This window comes from Pseudomonas sp. SBB6 (assembly GCF_024213215.1).
Classification (GTDB): domain Bacteria; phylum Pseudomonadota; class Gammaproteobacteria; order Pseudomonadales; family Pseudomonadaceae; genus Aquipseudomonas; species Aquipseudomonas donghuensis.
Map to the genome: position 1 here is coordinate 145074 of NZ_JANAVH010000009.1, position 26496 is coordinate 171569.

Here is a 26496-nt window from a genome sequence, read left to right on the forward strand (position 1 = left end):
AGCCTGGCGGCCATTATAAGCACGCTAACGACCGGGCTATAAGCCGATCTTGGCCGACTTGACCACACCCGGCAGGCGTGCTGATCTTAGACTTTCGAATCTGCCGAAGTCATAAGAAAACCAAAGACAATCTGGAGAGTCACAATGCCCTATGTACCTGTTGCAGAGCTTTCGCAGTACGTTGGAAAGGAACTGGGATGTTCCGAATGGCTGACCATCGATCAACAGCGCATCAACCTGTTCGCCGAGGCAACCGGCGACTTTCAGTTCATCCATGTCGACCCGATCAAGGCGGCAAAAACGCCATTTGGCAGCACCATCGCTCACGGCTTTCTCACCCTGTCGCTGATCCCCAAGTTGATGGAGAACATCCTGGTCTTGCCTGAAGGCCTGAAGATGGTCGTCAACTATGGCCTGGACAGCGTGCGCTTCATCCAGCCGGTGAAGGTCGACAGCAAGGTGCGGCTCAAGGTCGACCTGGCCGACGCCACCGAGAAAAAACCCGGGCAATGGCTGCTCAAGGTCACCGCCACCCTGGAAATCGAAGGCCAGGAAAAACCCGCCTACATTGCCGAACCGCTGTCGCTCTGCTTCGTCTGAGCCTGGCACTGGGTGAAACCGTCCTCGCGACTGTTTCACCCGCCGCATTCTGCGGCATACTCGGGGCCTCACTCGTCCGGACCCCGCCATGCGCCCACTCGTTCCTCTTGCCCTGACCCTGCTACTGGCCGCTTGCGGTGACGGCGAACCGTTGTCGCCCCCTGATGCGCGCCTGCCCGATGGCGGCCGCTATCGTGGCGAAGTGGTCGACGGTCTGCTGCAAGGCGCCGGGCGCATCGACTACCCCAATGGCAGCTGGTACCAAGGCAACTTCCTCAACGGCCAGTGGCATGGCCAGGGTGAATGGCACGGTAGCAATGGCGAGGTTTACCGTGGCCAGTTCCAGCAGGGCCTGTTCCACGGCCTGGGCACCCTGAAGACGCCAGGCAGCAGCTACACCGGCGGCTTCAAGCTTGGCCGCCGCGATGGCGAAGGCACGTTGAAAGAGCCCGGCCTGCTTTACCGTGGCCAGTTCAAGGACGACCAGTACAACGGCGCCGGCCATCTCGAACTGGCTGACGGCAGCCAGTACCAGGGCCTGTTCGCCCGCGGCAAACCCAATGGCGAAGGCATCCGCAGCGATGCCAGCGGTAACCAGTTCAGCGGCCATTTCGTCAATGGCCAGCTCGAAGGCAGCGGCACCTTCAACAGCGCTGAGGGCGATCAGTACATCGGCGCTTTTCATGACAATCGCCTGGAAGGCCGTGGCCGCTACGAAAACGCCGACGGTGACGTATGGATCGGCCAGTTCAAAGATGGCTCGCTCAGCGGCAAAGGCGAGCTGATCGGCAGCGACGACAGCCACTACAAGGGCAACTTTCGCGACTGGCGCTTTTCCGGTAACGGGCGCCTGCGACTGGCGGACGGCAGCGTGTATGTCGGCGGCTTCGAGAACGATACCTACCAGGGCAATGGCCGCCTGACCCTGGTCGACGGGCGCAGTGAAAGCGGCCTGTGGCTCAACGGCCAGCGCGTGCGCGACGAGCACGGCAAGCTGCTGCCCGACCCATTGGAGCTGGCGCTGCTCAACCAGGGCAGCCTGCTCGACCAGGCCCTGGCGAAAGTACCGGCCTCGACCCCAGAAATCGAACTGTACAGCCTGGCCCTGGGCGGCGATGGCAAGCAGAGCGTGTTCCTGCGCGAGGCCGACTACGTCAGCAACATGCTCAAGAGCCGCTTTGGCGCGATCGGCCAGGTCAGCCTGGTCAACCACCGCGACCACCTCGCTGACCGGCCCATGGCCACCCGCGAGAATCTCGCCCGCGCCGTGCGCACCCTGGCAGAACGCAGCGGGCCGGAAGACCTGGTGTTCATCTACCTGACCAGCCACGGCAGCCACGAACACGAGCTGGTACTCGACCAGCCGCGCCTGCAACTGGCCGACCTGCCCGCCGATGCCCTGGCCGCAACCCTGGCGCCGCTGAAAGGCCGCGACAAGATCATTGTCATCTCGGCCTGTTACTCGGGTGGGTATATTGCCCCGCTGAAGGACGAAAAAACCCTGATCATGACCGCCTCGCGCGCCGACCGCGTGTCGTTCGGCTGCTCGGAAGAGGCCGATTTCACTTATTTCGGTGACGCCCTGTTCGCCCAGGCCCTGAATCAGACCGATGATCTGCAGCAGGCCTTTGACCGGGCCAGGACCGCCGTTTCGGAACGCGAGTCGATCGAAGGCTTTGATGCCTCCGAGCCGCAGATCTGGGCCCCCAAGGCAGTCCTTGAGCACTGGCAGCGACTGCGCCAGCAGCAGGCGCGCAAGGCGTTGCAAAGTGACGCGGGCACATCAGGCGAGCATGCAAAAAATGCGAGCAACCACTAAGCTGACTGTATCAAGGGAGAGACATCATGTACTTGACGCCTCAGCACATCCTGCTTGCCGGAGCCACCGGTCTTACCGGTGAACATTTACTTGATCGGCTGCTCAACGAGCCTACCGTCAGCCGCGTATTAGCCCCAACCCGTCGCCCTCTGGCCGAACACCCGCACCTGGAAAACCCGGTGGGTGATCCGGCGGTGTTCCTCCCTCAACTGGCGGGTCGCGTCGACATCGCCTTCTGCTGCCTGGGTACCACCATCAAGCAGGCCGGATCGGAACCGGCCTTTCGCGCGGTCGACCTGGACATGGTCGTCGCCTTCGGCAAACGCGCCCGGGAGATGGGCGCGCGGCATTTGCTGGTGGTCAGCGCCCTGGGCGCCGACCGCAGATCGCCGATCTTCTACAACCGGGTCAAAGGCGAAATGGAGGCCGCATTGAAGGCGCAGGACTGGCCGCAGTTGACCATTGCCCGACCGTCGCTGCTGCTGGGTGATCGCCTCGAGCCGCGGCTGTCGGAGAGACTGGCCGGCCCATTGTCGAAGCTGATTCCGGGTAAATACCGGGGGATTGAGGCGTGCCAGCTGGCCAGGGCGTTGTGGCGCTTGGCCCTGGAGGAGCAGGACGGGGTTCGGATTGTCGAGTCCGATGAATTGCGCAGGTTGGGCAAGTAAACCTTGGGGCTGCTTTGCAGCCCATCGCTGGCAAGGCCAGCTCCCACAAGGATCTGCATTCCCCCCCCTGTGGGAGCTGGCGTTGCCGGCGATGAGGCCAGCCGTTACAACCCACCCGTCGCCTGAAACCCAACCCCCAACGCGGTCAACACCGACAGCGGCAGCAGCAAGGTATCGAGCAAGGCGCTGCCCGGCAGATCCAGCCCAGGGTACTTCGGCGCCTCGGCGCCAAAGCGGTCCATGGCGCAACAGCCACCCTTCAGGGCGTACAAGTCCAGGCGCGTTCCGGCATAAACCACCGGCGCTCCCGGCTTGGCCGCATCCAGGGTACGCACACTGGCGCAACCATTAGCCATCAAGCACAGCAGCACCACGCCAAGCTGACGCTTCATTCATCCGCGCCAAAATGATGCTCACCCCAACGCGGCAGCATGTCCTGGGGAATGTTCAGCACGTTGAGGATCCGCGCGACGACAAAGTCGATCAGGTCATCGATGGTCTGTGGCTGATGATAAAAGCCCGGTGCCGCCGGCAGGATCACCGCGCCCATGTTCGACAGCTTGAGCATGTTCTCCAGGTGGATGGTCGAGAATGGTGCCTCGCGCGGCACCAGGATCAACTGACGACGCTCCTTCAAGGTGACATCCGCAGCCCGCTCGATCAGGTTGTTGCAGGCGCCGGTGGCGATCGCCGACAGGGTGCCGGTAGAACACGGCACCACCACCATCGCCGCCGGCGCGCCGGAGCCCGAGGCTACCGGGGACATCCAGTCTTCCTTGCCATACACGCGGATCTGTCCGGCGGCAGCGCCGGTGTACTCGGTGAGGAAGGCTTGCATGGCTTGCGGTTTGGCCGGCAACAACACATCAGTCTCGGTGGCCATGACCAGTTGCGCGGCCTTGGAGATCAGAAAATGCACCTCGCGGTCTTCGCGCACCAGGCAATCGAGCAGGCGCAGCCCATACTGCGCCCCCGAAGCCCCGGTCATGGCCAGCGTGATGCGTTCCGGCCCGCTCATTTCAGCGCCTCGGCCAGCTTGCCGTGCAGGCCGCCAAAGCCGCCGTTGCTCATGATCACCACCTGGGTGCCGGGCTTGGCCTGGCTCTTGACCCGTTCGATGATCGCCTCAAGGCTGTCGGCGACCACGGCCGGCACCTTGCATTCGGCAGCGGTGGCGGCCAGGTCCCACCCCAGGTTCGGCGGTGCATACCAGATCACCTGGTCGGCATCGTTGACGCTTTCCGGCAAGCCATCGCGGTGGGCACCGAGCTTCATCGAGTTGGAGCGCGGTTCGATCACGGCGATCAGCGGCGCATCGCCGATGCGCTTGCGCAGGCCGTCGAGGGTGGTGGCGATAGCCGTTGGGTGGTGGGCGAAATCGTCATAGATGGTCACGCCCTGCACTTCAGCGACCTTTTCCATCCGGCGTTTAACGCTTTTGAACGCACTCAGCGCGGCAATACCCATGGCCGGCACCACGCCGACATGGCGAGCAGCGGCCAGGGTGGCCAGCGCGTTGGCGACGTTGTGCTGACCGGTCAGCTCCCACTCGACCACGCCTTGAGTTTCGCCCTCGAAGCTGACTTCGAAACGCGAACCATCGGCGCTGAGCAGTTTGACCTGCCACTGCCCGCCTTCACCGGTGGTTTGTACCGGGGTCCAGCAGCCCATCTTGATCACCCGCTCCAGCGCCGGCTCGGTGGTGGGATGAATCACCAGGCCTTCGCTCGGAATGGTCCGCACCAAATGGTGGAACTGCCGCTCGATGGCTGCCAGGTCGGGGAAGATGTCCGCGTGATCGAACTCAAGGTTATTGAGGATCGCAGTGCGTGGACGGTAATGAACGAACTTGGAGCGCTTGTCGAAGAAGGCGCTGTCGTACTCGTCGGCCTCGACCACGAAGAACGGCGTACCGCCCAGACGGGCCGACACCGAGAAGTTCTGCGGCACGCCGCCGATCAAGAAACCCGGGCTCATGCCGGCGTGCTCCAGCACCCAGGCGAGCATGCTGCTGGTGGTGGTCTTGCCATGGGTACCGGCAACCGCCAGCACCCAGCGGCCTTGCAGCACATGGTCGGCCAGCCACTGTGGCCCCGACACATAGGGCAGGCCTTTGTTCAGTACGTATTCCACTGCCGGGTTGCCCCGCGACAGGGCATTGCCGATCACCACCAGGTCCGGCGCCGGGTCCAGCTGGGCGGCGTCATAGCCCTGGGTCAGTTCGATGCCCTGGGCTTGGAGCTGAGTGCTCATCGGTGGGTAGACGTTGGCATCGGAGCCGGTGACCCGATGGCCCAGCTCCTTGGCCAGCACGGCCAGCGAACCCATGAAAGTGCCGCAAATACCGAGAATATGAATGTGCATGATCGACCTCGCAAAACGTCGAGGCAGGGTAGCCTAGGGCGCGACAAATCGCATCCTGTGTTTCGCTCAAGCGTCTCGGGCGATGCCGTGTTTGCGAAGTTTTCGATACAAGGTATTGCGGCTGACCCCCAACTGCGCCGCGACATGGGTCATGTGCCAGCGGTGTTTTTCGAGTGTGACCAGCAAGGCGCTGCGTTCGGCGTCCTCCAAAGGAGATTCGCCTTCCCCCTGCCGGAGCGGGCTTGCACCGCAAAGGGGTGGCTCAGACAGACCGCTATCGCGGGGCAAGTCGGGTAACCGCAGCGCTGCGCCTACAATAGTGGCTGGCAGGTCGGATTGGCGGATACAGCCGTCATCACACAGCGCCACCAGGGTACGCAAGACGTTGCGCAACTGGCGCACGTTGCCCGGCCAGGCGAAGTCGAGCAACGCCCTGCGCGCCGCAGGCTCCAGGCTCACCGATTGCTCGCCGGCCTCTTCAGCCAGGATGAAATCCAGCAGTTGCGACTTGTCACTGCGCTCGCGCAAGGCCGGCAGCTCGATCTCAAGCCCGTTGAGCCGGTAATAAAGGTCCTCGCGAAAGCTGCCATCCTCGACCCGCTCCAGCAGGTTGCGGTGGGTGGCGCTGATGATGCGCACGTTGACCGCCTGCGGCTCGCCGCCAATCGGCACCACCATGCGGTCTTCCAGGACACGCAGCAAGCGGGTTTGCAGGGCCAGGGGCATGTCGCCGATCTCGTCCAGCAACAACGTGCCACCATCGGCTTGCTGCAACTTGCCGCGCATGCCTTCCTTGCGCGCCCCGGTAAAACTGCCACCACGATAGCCGAACAGCTCGCTCTCGATCAGGCTCTCAGGGATCGATGCGCAGTTAAGGGCGACAAACGCCTTGCCGCTGCGCTGGCTGGCCAAGTGCACGGCCTTGGCGAAAGCCTCCTTGCCGCAGCCGGTCTCGCCGTTGAGCAGCAGCGGCACATCGCGCTCGAACACCCGTACCGCCCGGCGAAAATCGTTCTGCAGGGCCGGGTCGACCAGGCAGATACCCGCGGCTTTCTCGGTTTTGACTGGCGTCGCAAGCGGCGCCAGCGCAGGCACCATCGACCGTACCTGGCCACGCAGACTGGCGAACAGCAAGCGCCCATCGCGGGTGCGCAGCGGCCAGCTGGTGCTGGCCTGGGCGGTGGCACGGCTGAGCAGCTCGCTCTGGGAGCAATCGAAGAACATATCCACAGGCTTGCCGAGCAAGCCGCCGCGGACGGTGCCCAGCAGGTTCAAGGCGCTCTGGTTGACCGCGCAAATCCGTCCATCGCCATCAAAGGCCAGCAACCCTTCACTGAACAGCCCGACGGACTCGGCCTGCAGGTGAAAGCGCAGCAGGTACTGGTTTTCGAAATAACGCAGGAAGTAGCAGCTCTCGATCATCTTCGCCGAGAGGTTGACCAGCGCCATGGTGTGAAACTGGCTCTGGCGCGAAACTTCAGCCCGCGCCGAGGACACATCGAGCACCGCCAGCAGTTCGCCGTGCGGGTCGAACACCGGGCTGGCCGAGCACGTCAGCCCGGTGTGACGGCCACGAAAGTGCTCATCCTGATGAATGGTCACCGCCTGGCGCTCGACCAGGCAGGTGCCGATGCCGTTGGTGCCTTCGCGGGCTTCGCTCCAGTCGGCTCCGAGCCACAGCCCGGCACGCTCGAAGATGCGCCGCTCGGTGGGCGCGGTGACGCAATTGAGGATCACCCCGCGGGCATCGGTGAGCAGTACCGCATGGCCGGCGCCGGAAAGCTGCTGGTGCAGGCTGTTCATTTCGTTGCCAGCGATCTGCAGCACCTGCTGCAAGCGCTCGCGGCTTTCCAGCACGCGGCCATGTTCAAGCACGGTCGGGGCCATGCTCTGGGCCGGGTCCAGGTGATAGTCCTCAAGGCAACGCAACCACGAGCGAGCGATCGACGGATCGCTGCCAGGGCCCTGTGCCAGGGCCTTGCCCTGGGTCACAGTGAGTACTTGCCGGGCATGCCGGCTGAGGTGATTGCTCTGCACTTTTTATTGTTCTCCGCAGACGAGACAGGCCCAGCATCCTCCACCCATCGGCGCAATGCAATGCTGGCTTGACTGTTGGGTCACACCCTGTGTCAACAACGGTACAAAGTGTCACCCAGGCTGTGCCAGGCACGCTACAGCGCCCCGCCACCACCCGCGAAGAAACCTCCCAAACCCTTGATTTACCTAAGGCCGCCTACACTGGCCCAACCCTTGCTCTATGCTTTACATCCTCCCAACAAGCACAATAGCCAGGAGACACATCATGCGTTATGCACATCCCGGTACCGAAGGCGCCAAGGTTTCCTTCAAGAGCCGTTACGGGAACTACATCGGTGGCGAGTTCGTTGCCCCCGTCAAAGGCCAGTACTTCGAAAACACCTCGCCGGTGAACGGCCAACTGATTGCCGAATTCCCGCGCTCCACTGCCGAAGACATCGACAAGGCCCTGGACGCCGCACACGCTGCGGCGGATGCCTGGGGCGCCACTTCGGTGCAGGCACGCTCGCTGATCCTGCTGAAAATCGCCGACCGTATCGAACAGAACCTCGAACTGCTGGCCATCACCGAAACCTGGGACAACGGCAAGGCCATCCGCGAAACCCTCAACGCCGACATCCCGCTGGCGGCCGACCATTTCCGCTACTTCGCCGGCTGCCTGCGCGCCCAGGAAGGCAGTGCCGCCGAGATCGACGGCAACACCGTGGCCTACCACCTCCATGAACCGCTGGGCGTGGTCGGGCAGATCATCCCGTGGAACTTCCCGATCCTGATGGCCGCGTGGAAACTCGCCCCGGCCCTGGCCGCCGGCAACTGCGTGGTACTCAAGCCCGCCGAGCAAACCCCGCTGGGCATCAGCGTGCTGCTGGAAGTGATCGGCGACCTGCTGCCGCCTGGCGTGCTCAACGTGGTGCAAGGCTATGGCCGCGAGGCCGGTGAAGCCCTGGCCACCAGCAAGCGCATCGCCAAGATTGCCTTCACCGGCTCCACCCCGGTCGGCTCGCACATCATGAAATGCGCCGCCGAGAACATCATCCCGTCCACCGTCGAGCTGGGCGGCAAGTCGCCGAACATCTTCTTCGAAGACATCATGCAGGCCGAGCAGAGCTTCATTGAAAAAGCCGCCGAAGGCCTGGTGCTGGCGTTCTTCAACCAGGGCGAAGTGTGCACCTGCCCATCCCGCGCCCTGGTGCAGGAGTCGATCTACCCGGCGTTCATGCAAGAGGTGATGAAGAAGATCAAGCAGATCAAGCGCGGCGACCCGCTGGACACCGACACCATGGTCGGCGCCCAGGCCTCCGAGCAACAGTTCGACAAGATCCTCTCGTACCTGGAAATCGCCGAGAAGGAAGGCGCCGAGCTGCTGACCGGCGGCAAGGTGGAAAAACTCGAAGGCAGCCTGTCGACCGGTTATTACATCCAGCCGACCCTGCTCAAGGGCACCAACAAGATGCGCGTGTTCCAGGAAGAAATCTTCGGCCCGGTGGTGAGCATCACCACCTTCAAGGACGAAGCCGAAGCCCTGGCGATTGCCAACGACACCGAGTTCGGCCTCGGCGCCGGTGTCTGGACTCGCGACATCAACCGCGCCTACCGCATGGGCCGCGGTATCAAGGCCGGTCGCGTATGGACCAACTGCTACCACCTGTACCCGGCCCACGCCGCGTTCGGTGGCTACAAGAAGTCCGGCGTCGGCCGTGAAACCCACAAAATGATGCTCGATCACTACCAGCAGACCAAAAACCTGCTGGTCAGCTACGACATCAATCCGCTGGGCTTCTTCTAAACGAGAAACAGGGCGGCTCCAATCCCGGGGCCGCTCTGGCTCGCTTCCTGCAAGACCATCACCAGACAAACCGGCACCCGCCGGTATTGATAAAAAGAACAGGTGAATCCTATGCCAAGCGATCATACCGGCAGCGCGCCGGCAGGCTCTTCTGTCGACTTCGAAAAGGTCGGCTCCGACTACTTCCAACAACGTGAACTGAAAAAGGGCGCCGCCGGCTGGGTATTGCTGGTGGGCCTGGGCGTCGCCTACGTGATTTCCGGCGACTACGCCGGCTGGAACTTCGGCCTCGCCCAGGGTGGCTGGGGCGGCATGTTCCTCGCCACCTTGCTGATGGCGACCATGTACCTGTGCATGTGCTTCTCGCTGGCGGAACTGTCGTCGATGATCCCCACCGCCGGTGGAGGCTACGGTTTTGCCCGCAGCGCGTTCGGGCCATGGGGCGGGTTTCTTACCGGTACGGCGATCCTCATCGAGTACGCCATCGCCCCGGCGGCCATTGCAGTGTTTATCGGCGCCTATTGCCAGTCATTGTTCGGCATCGGCGGCTGGATGATCTACCTGGCGTTCTACATCATTTTTATCGGCATCCACATCTTCGGTGTCGGTGAAGCGCTCAAGCTGATGTTCATCATCACCGCCGTGGCCGCCATTGCCCTGGGCGTGTTCCTGGTGGCGATGGTGCCGCACTTCGATGTCAACAACCTGTTCGATATCGCCCAGACCGACGCCGTTGGCGCCAGCAGCTTCCTGCCGTTCGGCTATGTCGGGGTGTGGGCCGCGATCCCTTACGCGATCTGGTTCTTCCTCGCCGTCGAAGGCGTACCGCTGGCCGCCGAAGAAACCAAGAACCCCAAGCGCGACCTGCCCCGCGGCCTGATCGGCGCCATGCTGGTGCTGCTGGCCTTCGCCCTGCTGATCCTGGTGGTCGGCCCTGGTGGCGCCGGTGCCGAAGCGTTGAAAGCCTCCGGTAACCCGCTGGTTGAAGCGCTGTCGAAAGCCTACGGCGGCTCGACCTGGATGGGCGGTTTCGTCAACCTGGTGGGCCTGGCCGGCCTGATCGCCAGCTTCTTCTCGATCATCTACGCCTATTCACGGCAGATCTTTGCCTTGTCCCGTGCCGGCTACCTGCCACGCAAGCTGTCGGAAACCAACAAGAGCAAGGCCCCGGTGCTGGCCTTGGTGATCCCCGGGATCATCGGTTTCGGCCTGTCGCTGACCGGCCAGGGCGACCTGTTGATCCTGGTCGCGGTGTTCGGCGCTACGCTGTCTTATGTACTGATGATGGCCGCGCACATCACCTTGCGCATCCGCCGGCCGAAAATGGAGCGCCCGTATCGCACCCCCGGCGGCATCTTCACCTCGGGCGTGGCCCTGGTGCTGGCCTGCATCGCGGTGGTGGCGGGCTTTCTGGTCGACCCACGGGTGGTGATTGGCGCCGCGGTGATTTATGCGGTATTGATTGCCTACTTTGCGTTCTACAGTCGGCACCACCTGGTCGCCGGGACCCCGGAAGAAGAATTCGCCGCGATCCAGAAGGCCGAAGAGGCCCTGCACTGATCAACGCCACCTACGCCGCAGGCCAGCCCTGCGGCGTTCTGGAGAGTCTGTATGGCAAGTTTTGTACACACGGCAGGCAACCAGACCTACCGTTTCGACAGCCTCAAGGAAGTCATGGCCAAAGCCAGCCCGGCGCGCTCGGGTGACTTTCTCGCCGGCGTCGCCGCCAGCAACGATGGCGAACGGGTAGCGGCGCAAATGGCCCTGGCCGATATCCCGCTCAAGCACTTCTTGAGCGAAGCGCTGATCCCTTACGAAGACGATGAAGTCACCCGGCTGATCATCGACACCCATGATGCCAGCGCCTTTGCCGCCGTCAGCCACCTGACCGTGGGCGGGCTGCGCGACTGGCTGCTCAGCGAAGCCGCCGATGAACACAGCCTGCGTGCATTGGCCCCGGGCCTGACCCCGGAAATGGCCGCGGCGGTCTCGAAAATCATGCGCGTCCAAGACCTGGTGCTGGTGGCGCAGAAAATCCGCGTGGTCACCCGTTTTCGCGGCACCATGGGCCTGCGCGGGCGCCTGTCGACCCGCCTGCAGCCCAACCACCCCACCGATGAGCCGGCGGGCATTGCCGCAAGCATTCTCGACGGCCTGCTATACGGCAACGGCGATGCCATGATCGGCATCAACCCGGCCACCGACAGCATCGCCTCGATCTGCGCGCTGCTGGAGATGCTCGACGCCATCATCCAGCGCTACGACATCCCGACCCAGGCCTGCGTGCTGACCCACGTGACCACCTCGATCGAGGCGATCAACCGTGGCGTGCCGCTGGACCTGGTGTTCCAGTCGATTGCCGGCACCGAGGCGGCCAACGCCAGCTTCGGCATCAACCTCAATGTGCTCAAGGAAGGCTACGACGCAGGTCTTAGCCTCAACCGCGGCACCCTCGGGCAGAACCTGATGTACTTCGAGACCGGCCAGGGCAGCGCCCTGTCGGCCAATGCCCACCATGGCGTCGACCAACAAACCTGCGAAACCCGCGCGTATGCCGTGGCCCGCCACTTCAAGCCGTTTCTGGTCAACACCGTGGTCGGCTTCATCGGCCCGGAATACCTCTACAACGGCAAGCAGATCATCCGCGCCGGGCTTGAGGATCACTTCTGCGGCAAGCTGCTCGGCGTGCCCATGGGTTGCGACATCTGCTACACCAACCACGCCGAAGCCGACCAGGATGACATGGACATGCTCCTGACCCTGCTGGGTGTCGCCGGGATCAACTTCATCATGGGCATCCCCGGCTCCGACGACATCATGCTCAACTACCAGACCACCTCGTTCCACGATGCGCTCTACGCCCGCCAGACCCTGGGCCTCAAGCCTGCGCCGGAATTCGAGGCCTGGCTGGCGCGCATGGGTATTTTCACCCAGGCCGACGGCCGGGTGCGTTTTGGTGACAACCTGCCACCGGCCTTCCGCCAGGCCCTGGCGCAACTGGGATAAGCGAGTCGACTATGGCCAACACTCCCCAACACGACAACAGCAGCAATCCCTGGTTGGAATTGCGCCGCCTGACCCCGGCGCGCATTGCCCTGGGCCGCACCGGCACCAGCCTGCCCACTGGCGCTCAGCTCGACTTCCAGTTCGCCCACGCCCAGGCCCGCGATGCCGTGCACCTGGCCTTCGACCACGTCGGCCTGCGCGAGCAGCTGAGCGCACACGGGCGTGACAGCCTGTTGCTGCACAGTGCCGCCGCCGATCGCCACAGCTACCTGCAACGCCCCGATCTGGGGCGCCGGCTGCACGAAGATTCAGCACAACGGCTGCGCGAGCATGCCCAGGCCACCCCCGGCGGCGTTGACCTGGCCATCGTCGTCGCCGACGGCCTCTCGGCCCTGGCCGTACACCGCCATACCCTGCCGTTCCTCGCCCGCCTGGAAGAACAGAGCGCCGCCGACGGCTGGTCGACCTCACCGGTGGTATTGGTGGAGCAAGGCCGGGTGGCGGTTGCCGATGAAGTGGGCGAACTGCTCGGGGCCAAGATGACCGTGATCCTGATCGGCGAACGCCCAGGCCTGAGCTCGCCGGACAGCCTCGGGCTGTATTTCACCTACAACCCCAAGGTCGGCCTCACCGATGCCTACCGCAACTGCATTTCCAACGTGCGCCTGGAAGGCCTGAGCTACGGCATGGCCGCCCATCGCCTGTTGTACCTGATGCGCGAAGCCTGTCGGCGGCAGTTGTCGGGGGTCAACCTGAAGGATGAAGCCCAGGTGCAAACCCTTGAGTCAGACAGCGATGCGCCGAAAAGCGGAAACTTCCTGCTGAGTAAACCTTGAGATCCTAGATTGCGTTTTCTAATTGCTTTCAGGCAGCATCTACCAAGGCTGTCGGCGACTCGCCGTAAACTCCCATGGACTCTGAGGCCTGCTTATGCGAATCATCCAAGCAACCCTGGAACACCTGGACATGCTGGTCCCGCTGTTCGTCAGATACCGCGAGTTCTACGGCCAACTGCCTTACCCGGACTCCTCGCGCTCATTCCTGGAAAAACGCCTGGAACGTGGCGAGTCGATCATCTACCTGGCCCTGCCGGACGATGACGACGGCAAACTGATGGGCTTCTGCCAGCTCTACCCGAGTTTTTCGTCGCTGTCGCTCAAGCGCGTGTGGATCCTCAACGACATCTATGTCGCCGAAGACTCCCGGCGCATGCTGGTGGCCGACCACCTGATGCGCGCAGCCAAGAAGCTGGCCAAGGAAACCAACGCCGTGCGCCTGCGGGTGTCTACCAGCAGCGACAACGAAGTGGCGATGAAAACCTACGAATCCATCGGCTTTCGCAAAGACACCGAATTCGAGAACTACATCCTGCCAATCACCTCGGACTGATCCGGGCGCAACGGCAGGCGCCGCGCCTGCCGTTCACATCCATTCGACATCCGCCGCTACAAACTGCGCAGGCACAATCTGTTCGTAGCCGTATAATGCGCCTCTTCATTGTGTGTGAAACTTTACCCATCTCCCGGGTAGCGACCGTCCGCATTCGCACTGCCAGCCATCGCAAGCCCGTCCCTCGGGTCAAGAACACAGGTGCTGTACATGGATTTCAACCCGCTGGACCTAATTCTGCATCTCGATGCCTACCTGGACCTGTTGGTCAACAACTACGGCCCGTGGATCTACGCGATCCTGTTCCTGGTGATCTTTTGCGAGACCGGTCTGGTCGTCATGCCGTTCCTGCCGGGTGACTCCCTGCTGTTCATCGCCGGCGCCGTCGCTGCTGGCGGCGGCATGGACCCGGTCCTGCTCGGCGGCCTGCTGATGGCCGCAGCCATCCTCGGCGATAGCACCAACTACGTGATTGGCCGAACGGCGGGCGAACGCTTGTTCCGCAACCCCAACTCGAAGATCTTCCGCCGCGACTACCTGCAGCAGACCCACGATTTCTACGAACGCCATGGCGGCAAGACCGTGACCCTGGCGCGCTTTCTGCCGATCCTGCGGACCTTCGCGCCGTTCGTCGCCGGCATCGCGAAAATGCACTACCCGCGCTTTCTCGGCTTCAGCGTCGCCGGTACCGTGCTCTGGGTGGGCGGCCTGGTGACCCTCGGCTATTTCTTCGGCAACGTGCCGTTCATCAAGCAGAACCTGTCGCTGATGATCGTCGCCATCATCCTGCTGTCGCTGGTGCCGATGATCATTGGCGTAGTGCGCAGCCGCATGAACCGCAACGAAGCCAAGGTTCACTAAGCCCGGCCTATGTGGTCGCTCCGCGCCTGGCGCCGTCGCCGCACCCTGGCCCGACACCCGCTCGACCCGCAGCGCTGGCAGCGGGTGCGCGAGCGCCTGCCGATGCTCGATGGCCTCAGCGACGAAGAAGACCAGTGGCTGCGTGAAGCCTGCGTACTGTTCCTGCACGACAAACACCTCAGCGCCCTGCCCGGGGTCGAGCTGGACGGCGAGCAGCGGCTGTTTCTCGCCGCCCAGGCGCAACTGCCGCTGCTGCACCTGGGCGAGCTGAACTGGTACCAGGGTTTCCACGAGATCATCCTCTACCCCGACGACTTCCTCAGCCCCCAGCGCCATCGCGACGCCAGTGGTATCGAACACGAGTGGGACGGTGAGCACAGTGGCGAAGCCTGGCAGCAGGGCCCGGTGATCCTGGCCTGGCCGGGGGTGCAGGCCAGTGGGGGCTGGGAAGGCTACAACCTGGTGATTCACGAACTGGCGCACAAGCTCGACATGCTCAATGGCGATGCCAACGGTCTGCCGCCACTGCACAGCGATTTACGCGTCAGCGACTGGGCCCAGGCCATGCAGGAGGCCTTTGACGACCTCAACCGCCAGCTTGACCGCAACCCCGACGCCGAGACCGCCATCGACCCCTATGCCGCGGAAAACCCGGCGGAGTTCTTTGCGGTGACCAGCGAATACTTCTTTAGCGCTCCCGACCTGCTCAACGACGCCTACCCCGCGGTGTACCAGCAACTGCGCGGCTTTTACCGCCAGGACCCGCTCGCCCGCCTGCAGCAGTTGCAGCGCCATCACCCGCATTACCGGCAGCCCCAGGACTGAGCCAGCCGGACATCCGGGCGGGCGTGGCAAGCGCAGCGGAATGTGCCTATAATCGCGACCAATTTTTGGCCAAACATGGGGGCACTGCCCAATGAGCTACAGCAAGATTCCGGCTGGCAAAGACCTGCCGAACGACATCTACGTCGCCATCGAGATTCCAGCCAACCACGCGCCGATCAAATACGAGATCGACAAGGACAGCGACTGCCTGTTCGTTGACCGTTTCATGGCCACCCCGATGTTCTACCCGGCCAACTACGGCTACATCCCCAACACCCTGGCCGACGACGGTGATCCCCTCGACGTGCTGGTCGTGACGCCGTACCCGGTTGCCCCAGGCTCGGTAATCCGCGCCCGTCCGGTCGGCATCCTGAACATGACCGACGATGGCGGCGGCGACGCCAAAGTCATCGCCGTACCGCACGACAAACTGTCGCAACTGTACGTCGACGTCAAAGAATACACCGACCTGCCTGCCCTGCTGATCCAGCAGATCGAGCACTTCTTCGCGAACTACAAAGATCTCGAGAAAGGCAAGTGGGTCAAGATCGAAGGCTGGGATGGCGCTGATGCCGCTCGCGCCGCGATCACCAAGTCGGTTGCAGCTTACAAAGGCTAAGCGACCCTCGACAAAAAGCCCCGCACCTGCGGGGCTTTTTGTTTGTGTACACCTCAATCACTGCCCCACAAATCCCTGTGGGAGCTGGCGACAGCCGGCGATCGACCGATGGGCAATTGCTGGCTGCTGATAAAGCTTGCGACACCTACCGTCTCGTCGTACGCATCCTCGTTCATGCCACGACTCCCTCTTCCACGGCCTGCAGCTTGCTCAGCGCATGCTCGACCAACGCCCTGGCCATCTCGGCCGAATGCAACACATTCACCAACATGCCCTGGCCGGGTTCATTGGCGTGGGCTCGGCAGAATTCGTCGGTAGTGTCGTGGATACCGCGCAGCAGTTCGCTGGCAAAAGCCAGGGAGTCAGGAGGGATCAGGTCGCTGTGGATGGCGAAGTAGGGGGTGGTGATGTTGTTGCGGGATACATCGGAATACGGTGGGTCGGGGACGATCTTCTTCATGACGTACCTCCTATATCTATCAGGAGCTACCTCCGCATCCCTCTCACAGGATTAGGGTGGCAGCCGTACGCGGGGTGAGAGACCGGTAGACATAGGAAACCCGGCCAGACCGAGGTCTGCCCGCGCACAGCTGCCATAACTAGCTGCTTCTACTATCTACTCGAGCTCTCACACCCGGTCGCCAACGTAGCGACCCGAGGAAACTAGCCCTGTAGCACCTATATAACAACAGTGAAAAGGCAGCAGCGTGCGTAGGATAGTTCCGAACACCATCCAAGTGGATTTTTTTGCCAAGAAACCTCTTACGCCAGCCTAGGCAAACGCCTGTAAGCCAGACAATTTCCCGCCTTCAAAATGAACCTCGCGTTTATAGCCCAGGCGCTGCAAGCCCACTAAACTCGGGCCTCATGAATACATCTGGCGATCGTCTCAAAGTGCTCCTGAGCGAGTGCAACCTGTCCCCCTCCGACTTTGCCGCGCAACGCAAGGTCACGCCGCAGCACGTCAACAACTGGTTCAAGCGCGGCGTGCCCTTGGCCCGCCTGGATGAAATCGCCGAACTGTTGTGCGTGCGTAGCCGTTGGCTGCGCAACGGCGAAGGCCCCAAACACCCCAACCCCTTGCCGCGCCTCAACAGCCAGGCGGCCCGCCCGGGTGTCGAAGGCCCCGATGCCAGCCTGTTGGCGGCGCACAACCACAACGACATCCAACTGCCGTTCTACAGCGTCCAGGCCCGCCAGTTAAAAGCTGTTGATGACCGCTACCTGCGCCTGCCCATCCGCGCCCTCGACGCCCTGGGGGTCGACCCTGGCGATGCCCTGTGCCTGAGCGTGCCCGGGCACAACATGAGCCCGCTGCTACCGCGCGGCACCACCCTGGCCGTCGACCGCCGCCTCACCCGCGTGGTCGACGGCGAGATCTACGCCCTGCTGCACAATGGCCGCCTGCGCATCAACAGCCTCAGCCGTCGCGCCAACGGCGCCTTGCGCCTGCACAGCCAGGACAGCGACGAATACCCGACCGAAACCTACAGCCCGGCGCAACTCAAGACCCAGCATTTGGAAGTGCTCGGCTGGGTGTTCTGGTGGGGCCACCTGCGCGACAGCCGCCCGGCTTGAGCGTTGGCGAAGATTTTTTGCTGGGCATCGCCGGCCAATCCCAGTATGCTACGCCGCACATTTAGCCCGGCGGCCCAGCTCGCCCGCGGCCCTGGCGCGGCACCCCACCGCTTGCCCGCCACCTCCCGGCCCCAGCGCCGGGGCAACGATTTTAAGGCGGTTGCGGCTTACCAAAAATTAGCCAAGCCCGTCCCCGGAAGCCGGCCACAAGCCGGCTTTTTAATTGTCTGAAATTACCCTATCCCTTTCCAGAGCCCAGCTGATAATCCAGCTATTTCAGGGACGTAAGCCATCTCCTTGTTTTATGGCGCTCACACCTAGTCAGTGGATCCCGAATTGACCGGCAGAGGCTCGGGCGCGCTGTGATTTAGCGTGATCACGCCCAGCAAAATCGCCGCAGCCCCGATGATTGTGATGATCTGCGGCCACTCATTAAAGAAAACAAAACCATAAAAAACACCCCAAACGAGTGCCGTGTATTCAACCGGCGCCAGTTTCGAAGCGTTCGCCCTGCTAAAGGCCTGGGCCAGCAAAAAGTGGCCGGAAGCGCCAAGAACCCCGACACAAAGAAACATCAGAAGATCTTTGTAGTCAGGCGTTACCCACCCCCACAGCAGGCATGGAATCAGCAACAGTAAGGTTGGTGTGAGATTCTGAAAAATGATAATGGTCACGATCGGATCCCGGGTAGCTCTGGAACGCAGGATGATCATGGAAATGGCATAAGCCACCGCAGAAACAATCCCTGCCGCCACGCCTATCCATGCCGCCGTCGTAGACTCAACACCCAAAATGGAGTTGCCTAAGATCATCAGCAAACCAGAAATCCCGAGCACCAATGCCAGCAGAATTCGCGCAGTCAAACGCTCACCCAGCACCAGGACCGCCAGGACCACGATAACCACCGGCGAGATAAAGGACACGGCAACAGCCGTGGCAATGGGAAGAAGCTTCAGTGAGTAGAACAGCGTTAATACTGAAATCGCCACCAATACCGAACGCGCACCATTGGTAACAAAGGACTGCTTATCGGGCCACGACGGACGAAAATACAGTGCCAGCAACACACTGATCAACAAGCCTCCGGCAAATCGGAAAAATGCAATTTCCAGCACCGGGTATCGCGTCGCAAGGCTTTTTACAAACGGATCCATCAAACAAAGAATTGCCATGGCCAACGTAGCCTGGGTGGTGGCTGAGATTTTCATTCTGCATCCTGCATTTGGTGTATGGAAAAGGCGATATCCGCTTTTTCGAGCAGTGGCAACGACAACACCTCACCGCGGTAACAGAGTACTGGCAGAGGCTGCGTGAGTGTTGGCAGCCCCGTGAGACCAAGACGAGTCCATAAAGCCTCAGCCACACCAGGCAGTAGCGGATAAGCAAGTGTCGCCAGCCCATACAAATAAATCAACGCACCGTGCTGATCGGTCATCAGCACGTCCTGCTGCGCCACCCAGCGCTCGATGCCTTGAACAACCGAAGAGACGCTAAAGTCATTAAGATTTTCATTGCACCAAGGCACAAAAAATAGCTGCGCCAGACTGGCGGGACAATCAACCTGCACGGACGCAACGACGCCTCCCGTAGCGAGGTATTCGTGCGCACGCTGAATACTGTTGTATAAAGCTCGCCCTGCCCCGATGTTATTGAACTCAATGTACCGATCTACCGAGAAATCTCGGGTACTCGGTTCTACGCAGAGGCTGGCCAGGTAGTACCTTAAAACATCACGATCCACCGTTTTGCAACGCAGCAGCTCATGACCCCAGATACCATGTTGTCTACTGGTTGAAAACTTCAATCCCTCAAAAGTCAGAAAGCCGGAAACGATCGGGTGATCGATACACTTCCAGGTCAGCGACTCCTGTGCGACGGCGGACTCAAAGACCAATGCGCTGAGTACATTATCAAATCCACACATCCCGACAGTGACAAAATCGCTCGCCCGCTCAAAGGGGTTTACCTGATCCCCTGTCAGTTTCTTGTATAACTCACCTGCAAAAATATAATCCGCAAAGCCAGAATAATTGAATATTTTTTCCGACGTTGAAAATCCTTCCAGGCGCAAACCGTAATCACCAGCATGGGTCAACCTGACCAGCGCATCTTGCTGCGCTAGAAACCACAGGGGGGTATCGGCAAGCGGACGGGAAGTTAAGCGCTGGGCAATGCGCTTGCGCAAATAATCACGGGTGTCATAGGACAGTTTAAGAAACCGAGAAGTATGCTGCCGCTCAATCGTCGGTTTACCACCGAGCGCCGAAGGATTGATCAAATGCTCTGGCGAATTGATCGCGCCACAGCCCTCGCAGATGAAACCACATACGCTGGCAGAACAGTGTGGACAATGCCCACTGAGCCGCGCGCCACTACAAATAGACCCTGTTTCAACATCCTCAAGATAGGACTCAGTAATCGCCTGTACTTTGCCCAAGGCCGCCAGGGTATTGAATACCTTTGTCTGAGTCTGAACATAGAGCTCATGCCATTCCGAGCTCAGGGGACAGGCAAACTCATCCATGTCGATGGACAACAACTCCAAATCCTGCGCGATACCGGCATGCAGATCCAGTACGCGCCGTTTACGCTCTTGCTCATCCCTGTGAAGCAATGACACATAGGAGTCATACGCATCGGTACTGCCGACAAAAAAGACAGTCTGTCCATGTTGACGTAGCGTTCGCGTGAAAATGTCGAGCGGCAGGTAAACGCCGGCCATATGCCCCAAGTGAAGCCGTCCGTTGGGGGTTGGCGGACTTGGAACAATAAGATATCGGTTAGGCATGAGCGACTAGACTCCCTGTCCCCAGCAGCGTTAATACATCGTCGGCTATGGCAGGAGCCAGGCGATAACCAGCACCTCCCGCAGCCCCCGCATAATAGACGCCCTTGGTAAATGGATCGCGAGAGACATAGGGGGCGGAGCTTCGCGAATAGCCATCGCAAAAAACTCGCCCGCCGCTGATAGTGTTCATGAGACGTGGAAAATACTGACTTAAAAAACGCCGTGCATAGGCCGCTTCCGTCTCAGAAATAGACAACCTGGAATCATCGGGAATAACATTCCACTCTTGGCTACATATCGATAGCAAATATCTGTTTCTGGCATAGTCAGGAGCGAGGAAGACATCATCCTCCAGCCATTGAACCATGGGGCTTCCCTGTTGGGGCGCTTCATCAATATGAAACGCGACAATTTTCTTACTGCGCACTGGTGGAAACGTATACGAAGCAAACTCACTGGCCATCCACGGCCCAGTGGCAACAACGACGTGGGTTGCCGATAAGCATGTGCCGTCTGAAAGCACAACGTTAACACCCCAAGAACGCTCCAGACATGAGGTGTAGCGTACACCTTCAATAATGACCCCACCCTCATGCAGGAAATCACGAATAAGGATGTCTGAGGTTTTAATCGGCGAACCCACGGTGTCTTCGGGATCGTACATCAGTCGTTCGTCTCGACCGACTTGCAAGCCTGGCAGATACCTGAGCAACTCTTCCTGCCTGGCGCGCGATGCCACCTGCAACCGATCGCTGGCGAGCCTGCGTGTAAGCGTATCTTGGGCCGCTTCCTGAATGACCCAGAATGAAGGCACACGGGCAGGGGCACTGTCAGGCAGGACGTCAATGTTCTCTTCGTAAATCTTTTTAGACTTGGCCACCAACGCCTGCATTGTAGCCGATTCAAAGTAAGGTGTACGCAGTGCCAGGGCATAAGCTGTGGCCCCTTGACTGGCGAGTTTCTGCTCAATCAGTAAAACATTTTTATGATGAAATTTTCGCGCCATCCATGCGATCGTTACGCCAATGATCCCCGCACCGACAACAATAAGATCCCACTTTTTAGTCATCGTGCCACCAAATGTTGAAGACCGTCACAGCCTGGCCTTTAGACGCAAAGAGTTGGTGTTCTTGAAAAGGTGAGAAGGCGAATACGGAGCCAGGCGAAACGTCATATTGGTCATTGCCTCTGGACAAACGGCCTTGCCCTGAAAGCACAAGCCAAAGCTCACGGACCTGATGCGTATCAAGGCCCGTCGTATGCCCAGATGAAACGATAAAAAAACCAAAACCACATCGGTTTTTCAATTCATGCTCAACGATCAGCATGCCATTTTCACGAATAAGCTGCCGGCGTAGCGAAATTGCGGAGAGAATTTTTTTATTGAACATGAGAGCGCCTATCCTCCTGCATGGCCAAACCGCCCCAGGCCATGAAGCTGTCAGCGGTAGACGTATCGAAAACACTAACACCAGCAATACTGTTGATGATACTTGCGCTGCGCCATGCAAGAAGGCTCAAATTTGGATCAGCCACGCCATGGGTATGCTTCGCGGCATTCTGCAAATAGAGCTTATGCACCATCGGCCGATGGGTCTTTATCGAATAATCATCATTGACGCAGTACCCCGAGTGTTCTCGAAGGAGCAACGTGTCAACAGGTTTCAAAAATTCGAAATCCGGAGTTTTATAGCCGGTCGCGAGAACCACATAATCAGCGGCAAGCGCCCCCCGGTCACCGTTGGAGTAACGATAACCCAGCCGATACTTTCCATTCTCCTGCAGCACGTGATCCAAAGTGCTGGAGGGTATCAGGCGCACCTCACTACGGGTGTGTTGCATAAAGTTATTTAAGTAGATCGCCTTATATATCTCCTTGAGGGTATCTGGCGAAATACCATCACTGGCAAGTTTTTGCTCTACCAGAAGTCGGTCGCGTTGAGGTTCCGGGGCATTGAAAAAATGTTGAACATACCCAGGGGAAAACAATTCATTCACAAACGGAGACTCATCAAGCGGGGCAAATATACTCCGCCTCGACAACCAGTGAATCTCCTTCGGCGGCTTGTCCATCCTGAGCAAATCAAGAAGAATTTCAGCCCCGCTTTGCCCCCCGCCAATAATGCAGACAGCATCGGTGCAGCCCAGCGAAGCACGGCGAAATGAATAGGTTGACGAATGAAATACTTTATGGCCCAGGTAGGGTTTGAACAGATCGGGAATATTAACCGTACGGCCAGTACCAACAACGACATTTTTGGCGAGAATCGCGCGCCGACTTGTTTCGACCCTGAAGCCGTCCTTTACATGATCAATGCGAACGACTGACTCACTGAAATTACACCAAGGCAACTGTTCCACCACCCACTTACAATAGCGATGAAACTCTTGCCGAGTCAGCTTTCCTCGATCTGTATTTAAGAAATGATACAGCGCTCCAATTCGCTGCAAATACATAAGGAACGAATAGCGATTCGACGGATCGACCAACGTCACTAGGTCTTTCATGAAGGAGGTTTGCATGGACACGTCAGAGAACATCATGCCTGAGTGCCACTGAAAATCGCTTTGCCTTTCAAAAAACACTGCTTTCAATTTAACGGCATGGGTGGAACCATTGATTAACGCACTCAAACTGAGGTTTGAAGGGCCCAAGCCGACACCCACGATATCCCAAACAGTGCCGATCGATTGCATACTATCACCTGACTTTAGAGAATATTGACGTTTTGCTCGGTCATGGCTACAGGGACGCTGTGGCCACCGCAATCTGCCCGTATGAAATTCCAGCATCGTTGGGCGGTAACTTTTTATGCACGTAGGGATTGAGCCCGAGCGCCTTCAATTCTTGATAAGCGTTGAGCATTAGAAACTCGTTCAAAAAGACGCCGCCACTCAACACAATCTGGCGGGTGTGGAAGCGCCCTGTCAGCGCTTCACCAACAGTGCTGATCATGTCGACCACCGTGGAATGAAACTTTCGGCTGATGCGCGTGCGACAAATACCCTCAGCCAGGTCAGTGACGATCTGGCGAATCATCTCTCTGTAATCAATCGTTATCAGACCGTTCTCTGAATGGACCAGTCCGTAGCTATAGCAAGGCGCCAGGGAATGACTACGTTCCAGGAGACCTTCCAGTTCTATAGGACCTTGTGCTTCGTACTCGGCGGTATCGCACACACCGATCAGGCTGGCGACGCCGTCAAACAATCGCCCCATGCTGGTACAGCTGATGCTGTTGACATTTCGACGATACATCACCTCGTAGACCCTTAGTCTTTCAGCCCCCAAGCGCTGAAAAAGATCGCAGCTTACAATGTCATCAAGGCTGTCAAACGCATCACAGAGCAAAGCTACCGCCACCCGACTGGGATCTTTTACCGCCGCGTCTCCACCGAGCAGTTTCAACGGCCTGATAGTGGCTACTCGACGTACAGCGGCATAGTCCCCCAAGAGAAACTCAGCCCCCCAGATGGTACCGTCGGTACCGTAGCCGGTCCCATCAAAAATGACCCCCAGCGTCAAACCCGCAAGATTGTTTTCGGCCATGCACGATGCCATATGTGCATGATGATGTTGGACTTGCATCACAGGAAGTTCGGTATTGGCCATCGCACTACGGGTTGCACTAAAAAGAGGATGCATATCGCACGCAATCAGCGCAGGGCGCACGTCGTTGAGCTGACAAAGATCGTTCGCGCATTGTTCGTGAGCGGCGAGCGTCAGGGGGTTCTTCAAGTCGCCGATATGCTGACTCAAAAACACCTGCTGCTGCTTGGAAACCGCGATGGTGGTTTTCAGTTCTGCGCCATAGGCCAGAACGCTTTTCCCCTCTAGCGCCATCGATACCGGAAACGGTGCGTACCCGCGGGATCTGCGGAAAAAGGTCAACAGGGGCTCTTTCCAGTCCTTTACCTGGCTAACTCTGACAACCGAATCGTCGACACGACGCTGTATGTCGCGGTTATGCACCAAGAGACAATCCGCCACGCCCTGCAACAAGCCAAGTGCTTCGTGGTTTTCATAACAGATGGGCCTGCCCGAAAGGTTCGCGCTGGTCATGACCAGCGCATCGAGCGCGGGATCCTCTAAAAGAAGGTAATGCAAGGGAGCGGAAGGCAACATCAAGCCAATCATGGGGTTTCTTGGCGCAATAGCCTCAGCCACCGTGCTGGTTCTTTTTCGCAGCAATACAATGGGCCGTGCGGAGCTCGTCAATACGGCAGCCTCTTGCTCAGAGACGTCAGCCCATGCTCTTGCCGTCTCGACGTCCCGAACCATCACTGCGAAAGGTTTGGAGTCACGCTTTTTTCTTTTCCTGAGTAGCTTGACGGCCCCCTCATCGCTGGCACAAACCGCCAGATGAAATCCGCCGATACTTTTAACACCGAGTATCTTCCCGCCAGCCAGCAAGCGACGGGCTTCGACAATTGCTTCATTTCTGTGAAGCAGGGATCCGCTGGCATCCAGAAGTTCAACCTCCGGGCCACAGTCCGGACACGCAACAGGCTGAGCGTGAAATCGACGACTCGCCGGATCAAGGTATTCTCGTTCGCAATCACGGCACATCGTGAACGTGCACATTGTCGTCTTTATACGATCGTAGGGCATGCTGCGGATAATTGAATACCTTGGCCCGCAGTTCGTGCAGTTGATAAACGGATAGCGATAACGACGATCACTTGGATCACGCATTTCCTGCAAGCATTCCTCACACACATCATAGTCTGGAGCAACCCAGGAACTGACCTCCGTAGACTTGACGGATGCGGCGATCGTGAAACCTTCGGGTAGCTCTTCAAACGTAGACTCAACGTATGAAACCGAATCAATGACCGCCAAAGGTGGAGCGTTCAACTTCAAGCACACTTTGAAGGCCTGCAACGTAGCCGCAGGACCTACGGCATCGATCACTACACCGGCCTGATCGTTCCAAACAGATCCAAGCACACCTGAACGACTAGCCAGTTTATAAACAAATGGCCGATACCCCACCCCTTGAACAACACCTGTTACCCGGATGAGCCAACGCTGTAGATTCATATTATTATCCCTATCGAATCAAGCACATCCAAATCCATCTGTTGCTTACAGCACTTAGCAAAGCCTTGGCAACTCGGCGCCTATCAACTCTTCTATTTCAACCTGATTACCACTGCTGGTGAGCATCTGGACTTTGCTACCCTTCACATCAGTGACCCGACCAATTACCGACGCATGGCAAGTTTCATTAATACCTTTTAGGACCTCCATCACGGCAGCCGTTTCTTCCGGGCTCACAAAAATGCACAAGCAGCCTTCATTGGCCAGGTTCAGCGGGTTCACACCCAGCATATCAGTGGCCATCAACGTCTCATGCTGTATAGGCAATAAACGCTCTTCAAACACTATTGTCCTGTTCAACACTGCCGCATATTCATGCAGAACGGCTGACAGCCCACCACGGGTAACATCTCGCATGGATCTGACGGCCCCGACCTTCGTTGCCGACATCAAAGAGGCAATAGCATTGTTCAATACGGCACAATCACTGAGCACTCGCGTCTCAAATCCCAAGCCTTCGCGAATTGACAACAGGTGTACTGTATGGTTACCCAAAAAGCCGCTGACAATAATATTATCCCCCGGTTTCACTGCACTCATCTGCAGCGCCCGGCTTTTTACAACCCCGACGCCGGTCGTATTTATAAATATTCCGTCAGCTTCCCCTTTACCCACAACCTTTGTATCACCGGCGACAATCTTGACGCCCGCTTCTAATGCGCAGCGTCGAATGGAACGGAGTATTTTCTTGAGATCGACGATAGGGAATCCGACTTCAAGAATCAGCGCGAGTGTCAAATAGACGGGGGTCGCCCCGACAACAGCAAGATCATTAACTGTTCCGCACACTGCGATTTTACCTATATCTCCATTGCCGAAAATATAAGGGGCCACAACGAAAGAATCTGTCGTGACGGCAATCCGCGTGCAATCCAAATCCAATACCGCACTGTCCTCCATTTTTCCAATATAGACATCACCCAACTCATCCACGATCAGGCCTACTAATTCGCGGCTAAGCTTGGCACCTGTCCCATGGTCCAACTGGATTTCAGTAACGTCTGACACGACGGCAGTATTGATCGAATCGTTAATGATCTTGCTCACAGAGG

Annotated in this window: 25 protein-coding genes; 12 read left to right on the plus strand and 13 right to left on the minus strand. The window is 59.2% G+C overall.

All coding sequences use genetic code 11. The features are described from left to right. The first annotated feature begins 144 nt into the window (after window positions 1-144). The 3 genes from NLX68_RS18530 (at window position 145) to NLX68_RS18540 (ending at window position 3087) form a co-directional block, all read left to right on the plus strand. Window positions 145-600: a MaoC family dehydratase gene (locus NLX68_RS18530; protein ID WP_010222886.1), complete on the plus strand. Its 456-nt coding sequence runs from the start codon at window positions 145-147 to the stop codon at window positions 598-600. Between the two features lie 88 nt (window positions 601-688). Continuing rightward, window positions 689-2419, plus strand: a complete 1731-nt coding sequence (locus NLX68_RS18535) for a C13 family peptidase (protein WP_254285158.1) — start codon at window positions 689-691, stop codon at window positions 2417-2419. A gap of 26 nt (window positions 2420-2445) precedes the next feature. Then, a complete protein-coding gene (locus NLX68_RS18540; protein WP_254285159.1) occupies window positions 2446-3087 on the plus strand; it encodes an oxidoreductase in 642 nt (213 codons plus the stop codon). 104 nt (window positions 3088-3191) lie between these two features. On the opposite strand, the gene NLX68_RS18545 is transcribed toward NLX68_RS18540, so the two are convergent. From NLX68_RS18545 to NLX68_RS18560, 4 genes are all read right to left on the minus strand, one after another. Beyond that, window positions 3192-3479, minus strand: coding sequence for a YceK/YidQ family lipoprotein (locus tag NLX68_RS18545; RefSeq protein ID WP_254285160.1), 288 nt, complete (start codon window positions 3477-3479; stop codon window positions 3192-3194). Next, window positions 3476-4105 (minus strand): flavin prenyltransferase UbiX, encoded by a 630-nt coding sequence (gene ubiX / locus NLX68_RS18550; protein ID WP_159389202.1) that lies wholly within the window; start codon window positions 4103-4105, stop codon window positions 3476-3478. The genes NLX68_RS18545 and ubiX overlap by 4 nt, the downstream gene beginning before the upstream one ends. Beyond that, window positions 4102-5451, minus strand: coding sequence for a UDP-N-acetylmuramate:L-alanyl-gamma-D-glutamyl-meso-diaminopimelate ligase (gene mpl / locus NLX68_RS18555; protein WP_010222881.1), 1350 nt, complete (start codon window positions 5449-5451; stop codon window positions 4102-4104). Before mpl ends, ubiX begins: the two co-directional genes overlap by 4 nt. A gap of 66 nt (window positions 5452-5517) precedes the next feature. Next, entirely contained in the window at window positions 5518-7488 is a 1971-nt protein-coding gene (locus tag NLX68_RS18560; RefSeq protein ID WP_254285161.1) for a sigma-54-dependent Fis family transcriptional regulator, read from the minus strand. Window positions 7489-7753: 265 nt separating this feature from the next. Here NLX68_RS18560 and NLX68_RS18565 point away from each other — a divergent pair, with 265 nt between their 5' ends. The 8 genes from NLX68_RS18565 to ppa all read left to right on the plus strand — a co-directional run bounded on the left by NLX68_RS18565 (window position 7754) and on the right by ppa (window position 15974). Further along, on the plus strand, window positions 7754-9274 hold the full coding sequence (locus NLX68_RS18565) for an aldehyde dehydrogenase family protein (protein WP_254285162.1): 1521 nt from the start codon (window positions 7754-7756) through the stop codon (window positions 9272-9274). A 111-nt stretch (window positions 9275-9385) separates the two neighbouring features. Then, entirely contained in the window at window positions 9386-10834 is a 1449-nt protein-coding gene (eat, locus tag NLX68_RS18570; protein ID WP_100782778.1) for an ethanolamine permease, read from the plus strand. 51 nt (window positions 10835-10885) lie between these two features. Further along, on the plus strand, window positions 10886-12280 hold the full coding sequence (locus NLX68_RS18575) for an ethanolamine ammonia-lyase subunit EutB (RefSeq protein ID WP_010222876.1): 1395 nt from the start codon (window positions 10886-10888) through the stop codon (window positions 12278-12280). Between the two features lie 11 nt (window positions 12281-12291). After that, window positions 12292-13116 (plus strand): ethanolamine ammonia-lyase subunit EutC, encoded by an 825-nt coding sequence (gene eutC, locus NLX68_RS18580; RefSeq protein ID WP_254285163.1) that lies wholly within the window; start codon window positions 12292-12294, stop codon window positions 13114-13116. Window positions 13117-13210: 94 nt separating this feature from the next. Next, on the plus strand, window positions 13211-13669 hold the full coding sequence (locus NLX68_RS18585; RefSeq protein WP_254285164.1) for a GNAT family N-acetyltransferase: 459 nt from the start codon (window positions 13211-13213) through the stop codon (window positions 13667-13669). A 210-nt stretch (window positions 13670-13879) separates the two neighbouring features. Continuing rightward, window positions 13880-14530, plus strand: a complete 651-nt coding sequence (locus NLX68_RS18590; RefSeq protein ID WP_254285165.1) for a DedA family protein — start codon at window positions 13880-13882, stop codon at window positions 14528-14530. Window positions 14531-14539: 9 nt separating this feature from the next. Beyond that, the gene (locus NLX68_RS18595) at window positions 14540-15355 is read left to right on the plus strand and encodes a zinc-dependent peptidase (RefSeq protein WP_254285166.1); all 816 of its coding nucleotides are present in this window, start codon (window positions 14540-14542) and stop codon (window positions 15353-15355) included. 91 nt (window positions 15356-15446) lie between these two features. Continuing rightward, complete coding sequence (ppa, locus tag NLX68_RS18600; protein ID WP_007933577.1) at window positions 15447-15974, plus strand: inorganic diphosphatase; 528 nt, start codon at window positions 15447-15449, stop codon at window positions 15972-15974. A gap of 53 nt (window positions 15975-16027) precedes the next feature. On the opposite strand, the gene NLX68_RS26470 is transcribed toward ppa, so the two are convergent. Continuing rightward, entirely contained in the window at window positions 16028-16150 is a 123-nt protein-coding gene (locus NLX68_RS26470; protein ID WP_302056252.1) for a hypothetical protein, read from the minus strand. Beyond that, entirely contained in the window at window positions 16147-16434 is a 288-nt protein-coding gene (locus NLX68_RS18605) for a hypothetical protein (protein WP_254285167.1), read from the minus strand. The genes NLX68_RS26470 and NLX68_RS18605 overlap by 4 nt, the downstream gene beginning before the upstream one ends. Window positions 16435-16841: 407 nt before the next feature. Between NLX68_RS18605 and NLX68_RS18610 the strand changes: the two genes are divergently transcribed. After that, window positions 16842-17552 carry an XRE family transcriptional regulator gene (locus NLX68_RS18610; RefSeq protein WP_254285168.1) on the plus strand — a complete coding sequence of 237 codons (711 nt, stop codon included), beginning with the start codon at window positions 16842-16844 and terminating at the stop codon, window positions 17550-17552. A 317-nt stretch (window positions 17553-17869) separates the two neighbouring features. Here NLX68_RS18610 and NLX68_RS18615 read toward each other — a convergent pair whose 3' ends face one another. Genes NLX68_RS18615 through hypE form a run of 7 tightly spaced genes read right to left on the minus strand, consistent with a single transcriptional unit; the run spans window position 17870 to window position 26491 of the window. Then, window positions 17870-18760 (minus strand): DMT family transporter, encoded by an 891-nt coding sequence (locus NLX68_RS18615; RefSeq protein ID WP_254285169.1) that lies wholly within the window; start codon window positions 18758-18760, stop codon window positions 17870-17872. Then, window positions 18757-20340, minus strand: coding sequence for a class I tRNA ligase family protein (locus NLX68_RS18620; protein WP_254285170.1), 1584 nt, complete (start codon window positions 20338-20340; stop codon window positions 18757-18759). Before NLX68_RS18620 ends, NLX68_RS18615 begins: the two co-directional genes overlap by 4 nt. Further along, on the minus strand, window positions 20333-21409 hold the full coding sequence (locus NLX68_RS18625) for an FAD-binding oxidoreductase (protein WP_254285171.1): 1077 nt from the start codon (window positions 21407-21409) through the stop codon (window positions 20333-20335). The genes NLX68_RS18620 and NLX68_RS18625 overlap by 8 nt, the downstream gene beginning before the upstream one ends. Beyond that, window positions 21402-21731 carry a cupin domain-containing protein gene (locus NLX68_RS18630; protein ID WP_254285172.1) on the minus strand — a complete coding sequence of 110 codons (330 nt, stop codon included), beginning with the start codon at window positions 21729-21731 and terminating at the stop codon, window positions 21402-21404. Before NLX68_RS18630 ends, NLX68_RS18625 begins: the two co-directional genes overlap by 8 nt. Continuing rightward, window positions 21721-23037, minus strand: a complete 1317-nt coding sequence (locus tag NLX68_RS18635; RefSeq protein WP_254285173.1) for a lysine N(6)-hydroxylase/L-ornithine N(5)-oxygenase family protein — start codon at window positions 23035-23037, stop codon at window positions 21721-21723. The genes NLX68_RS18630 and NLX68_RS18635 overlap by 11 nt, the downstream gene beginning before the upstream one ends. A 46-nt stretch (window positions 23038-23083) precedes the next feature. Continuing rightward, window positions 23084-25384 (minus strand): carbamoyltransferase HypF, encoded by a 2301-nt coding sequence (gene hypF, locus NLX68_RS18640; protein ID WP_254285174.1) that lies wholly within the window; start codon window positions 25382-25384, stop codon window positions 23084-23086. A gap of 54 nt (window positions 25385-25438) precedes the next feature. Continuing rightward, window positions 25439-26491, minus strand: coding sequence for a hydrogenase expression/formation protein HypE (gene hypE / locus NLX68_RS18645; RefSeq protein WP_254285175.1), 1053 nt, complete (start codon window positions 26489-26491; stop codon window positions 25439-25441). Window positions 26492-26496 lie beyond the last annotated feature (5 nt).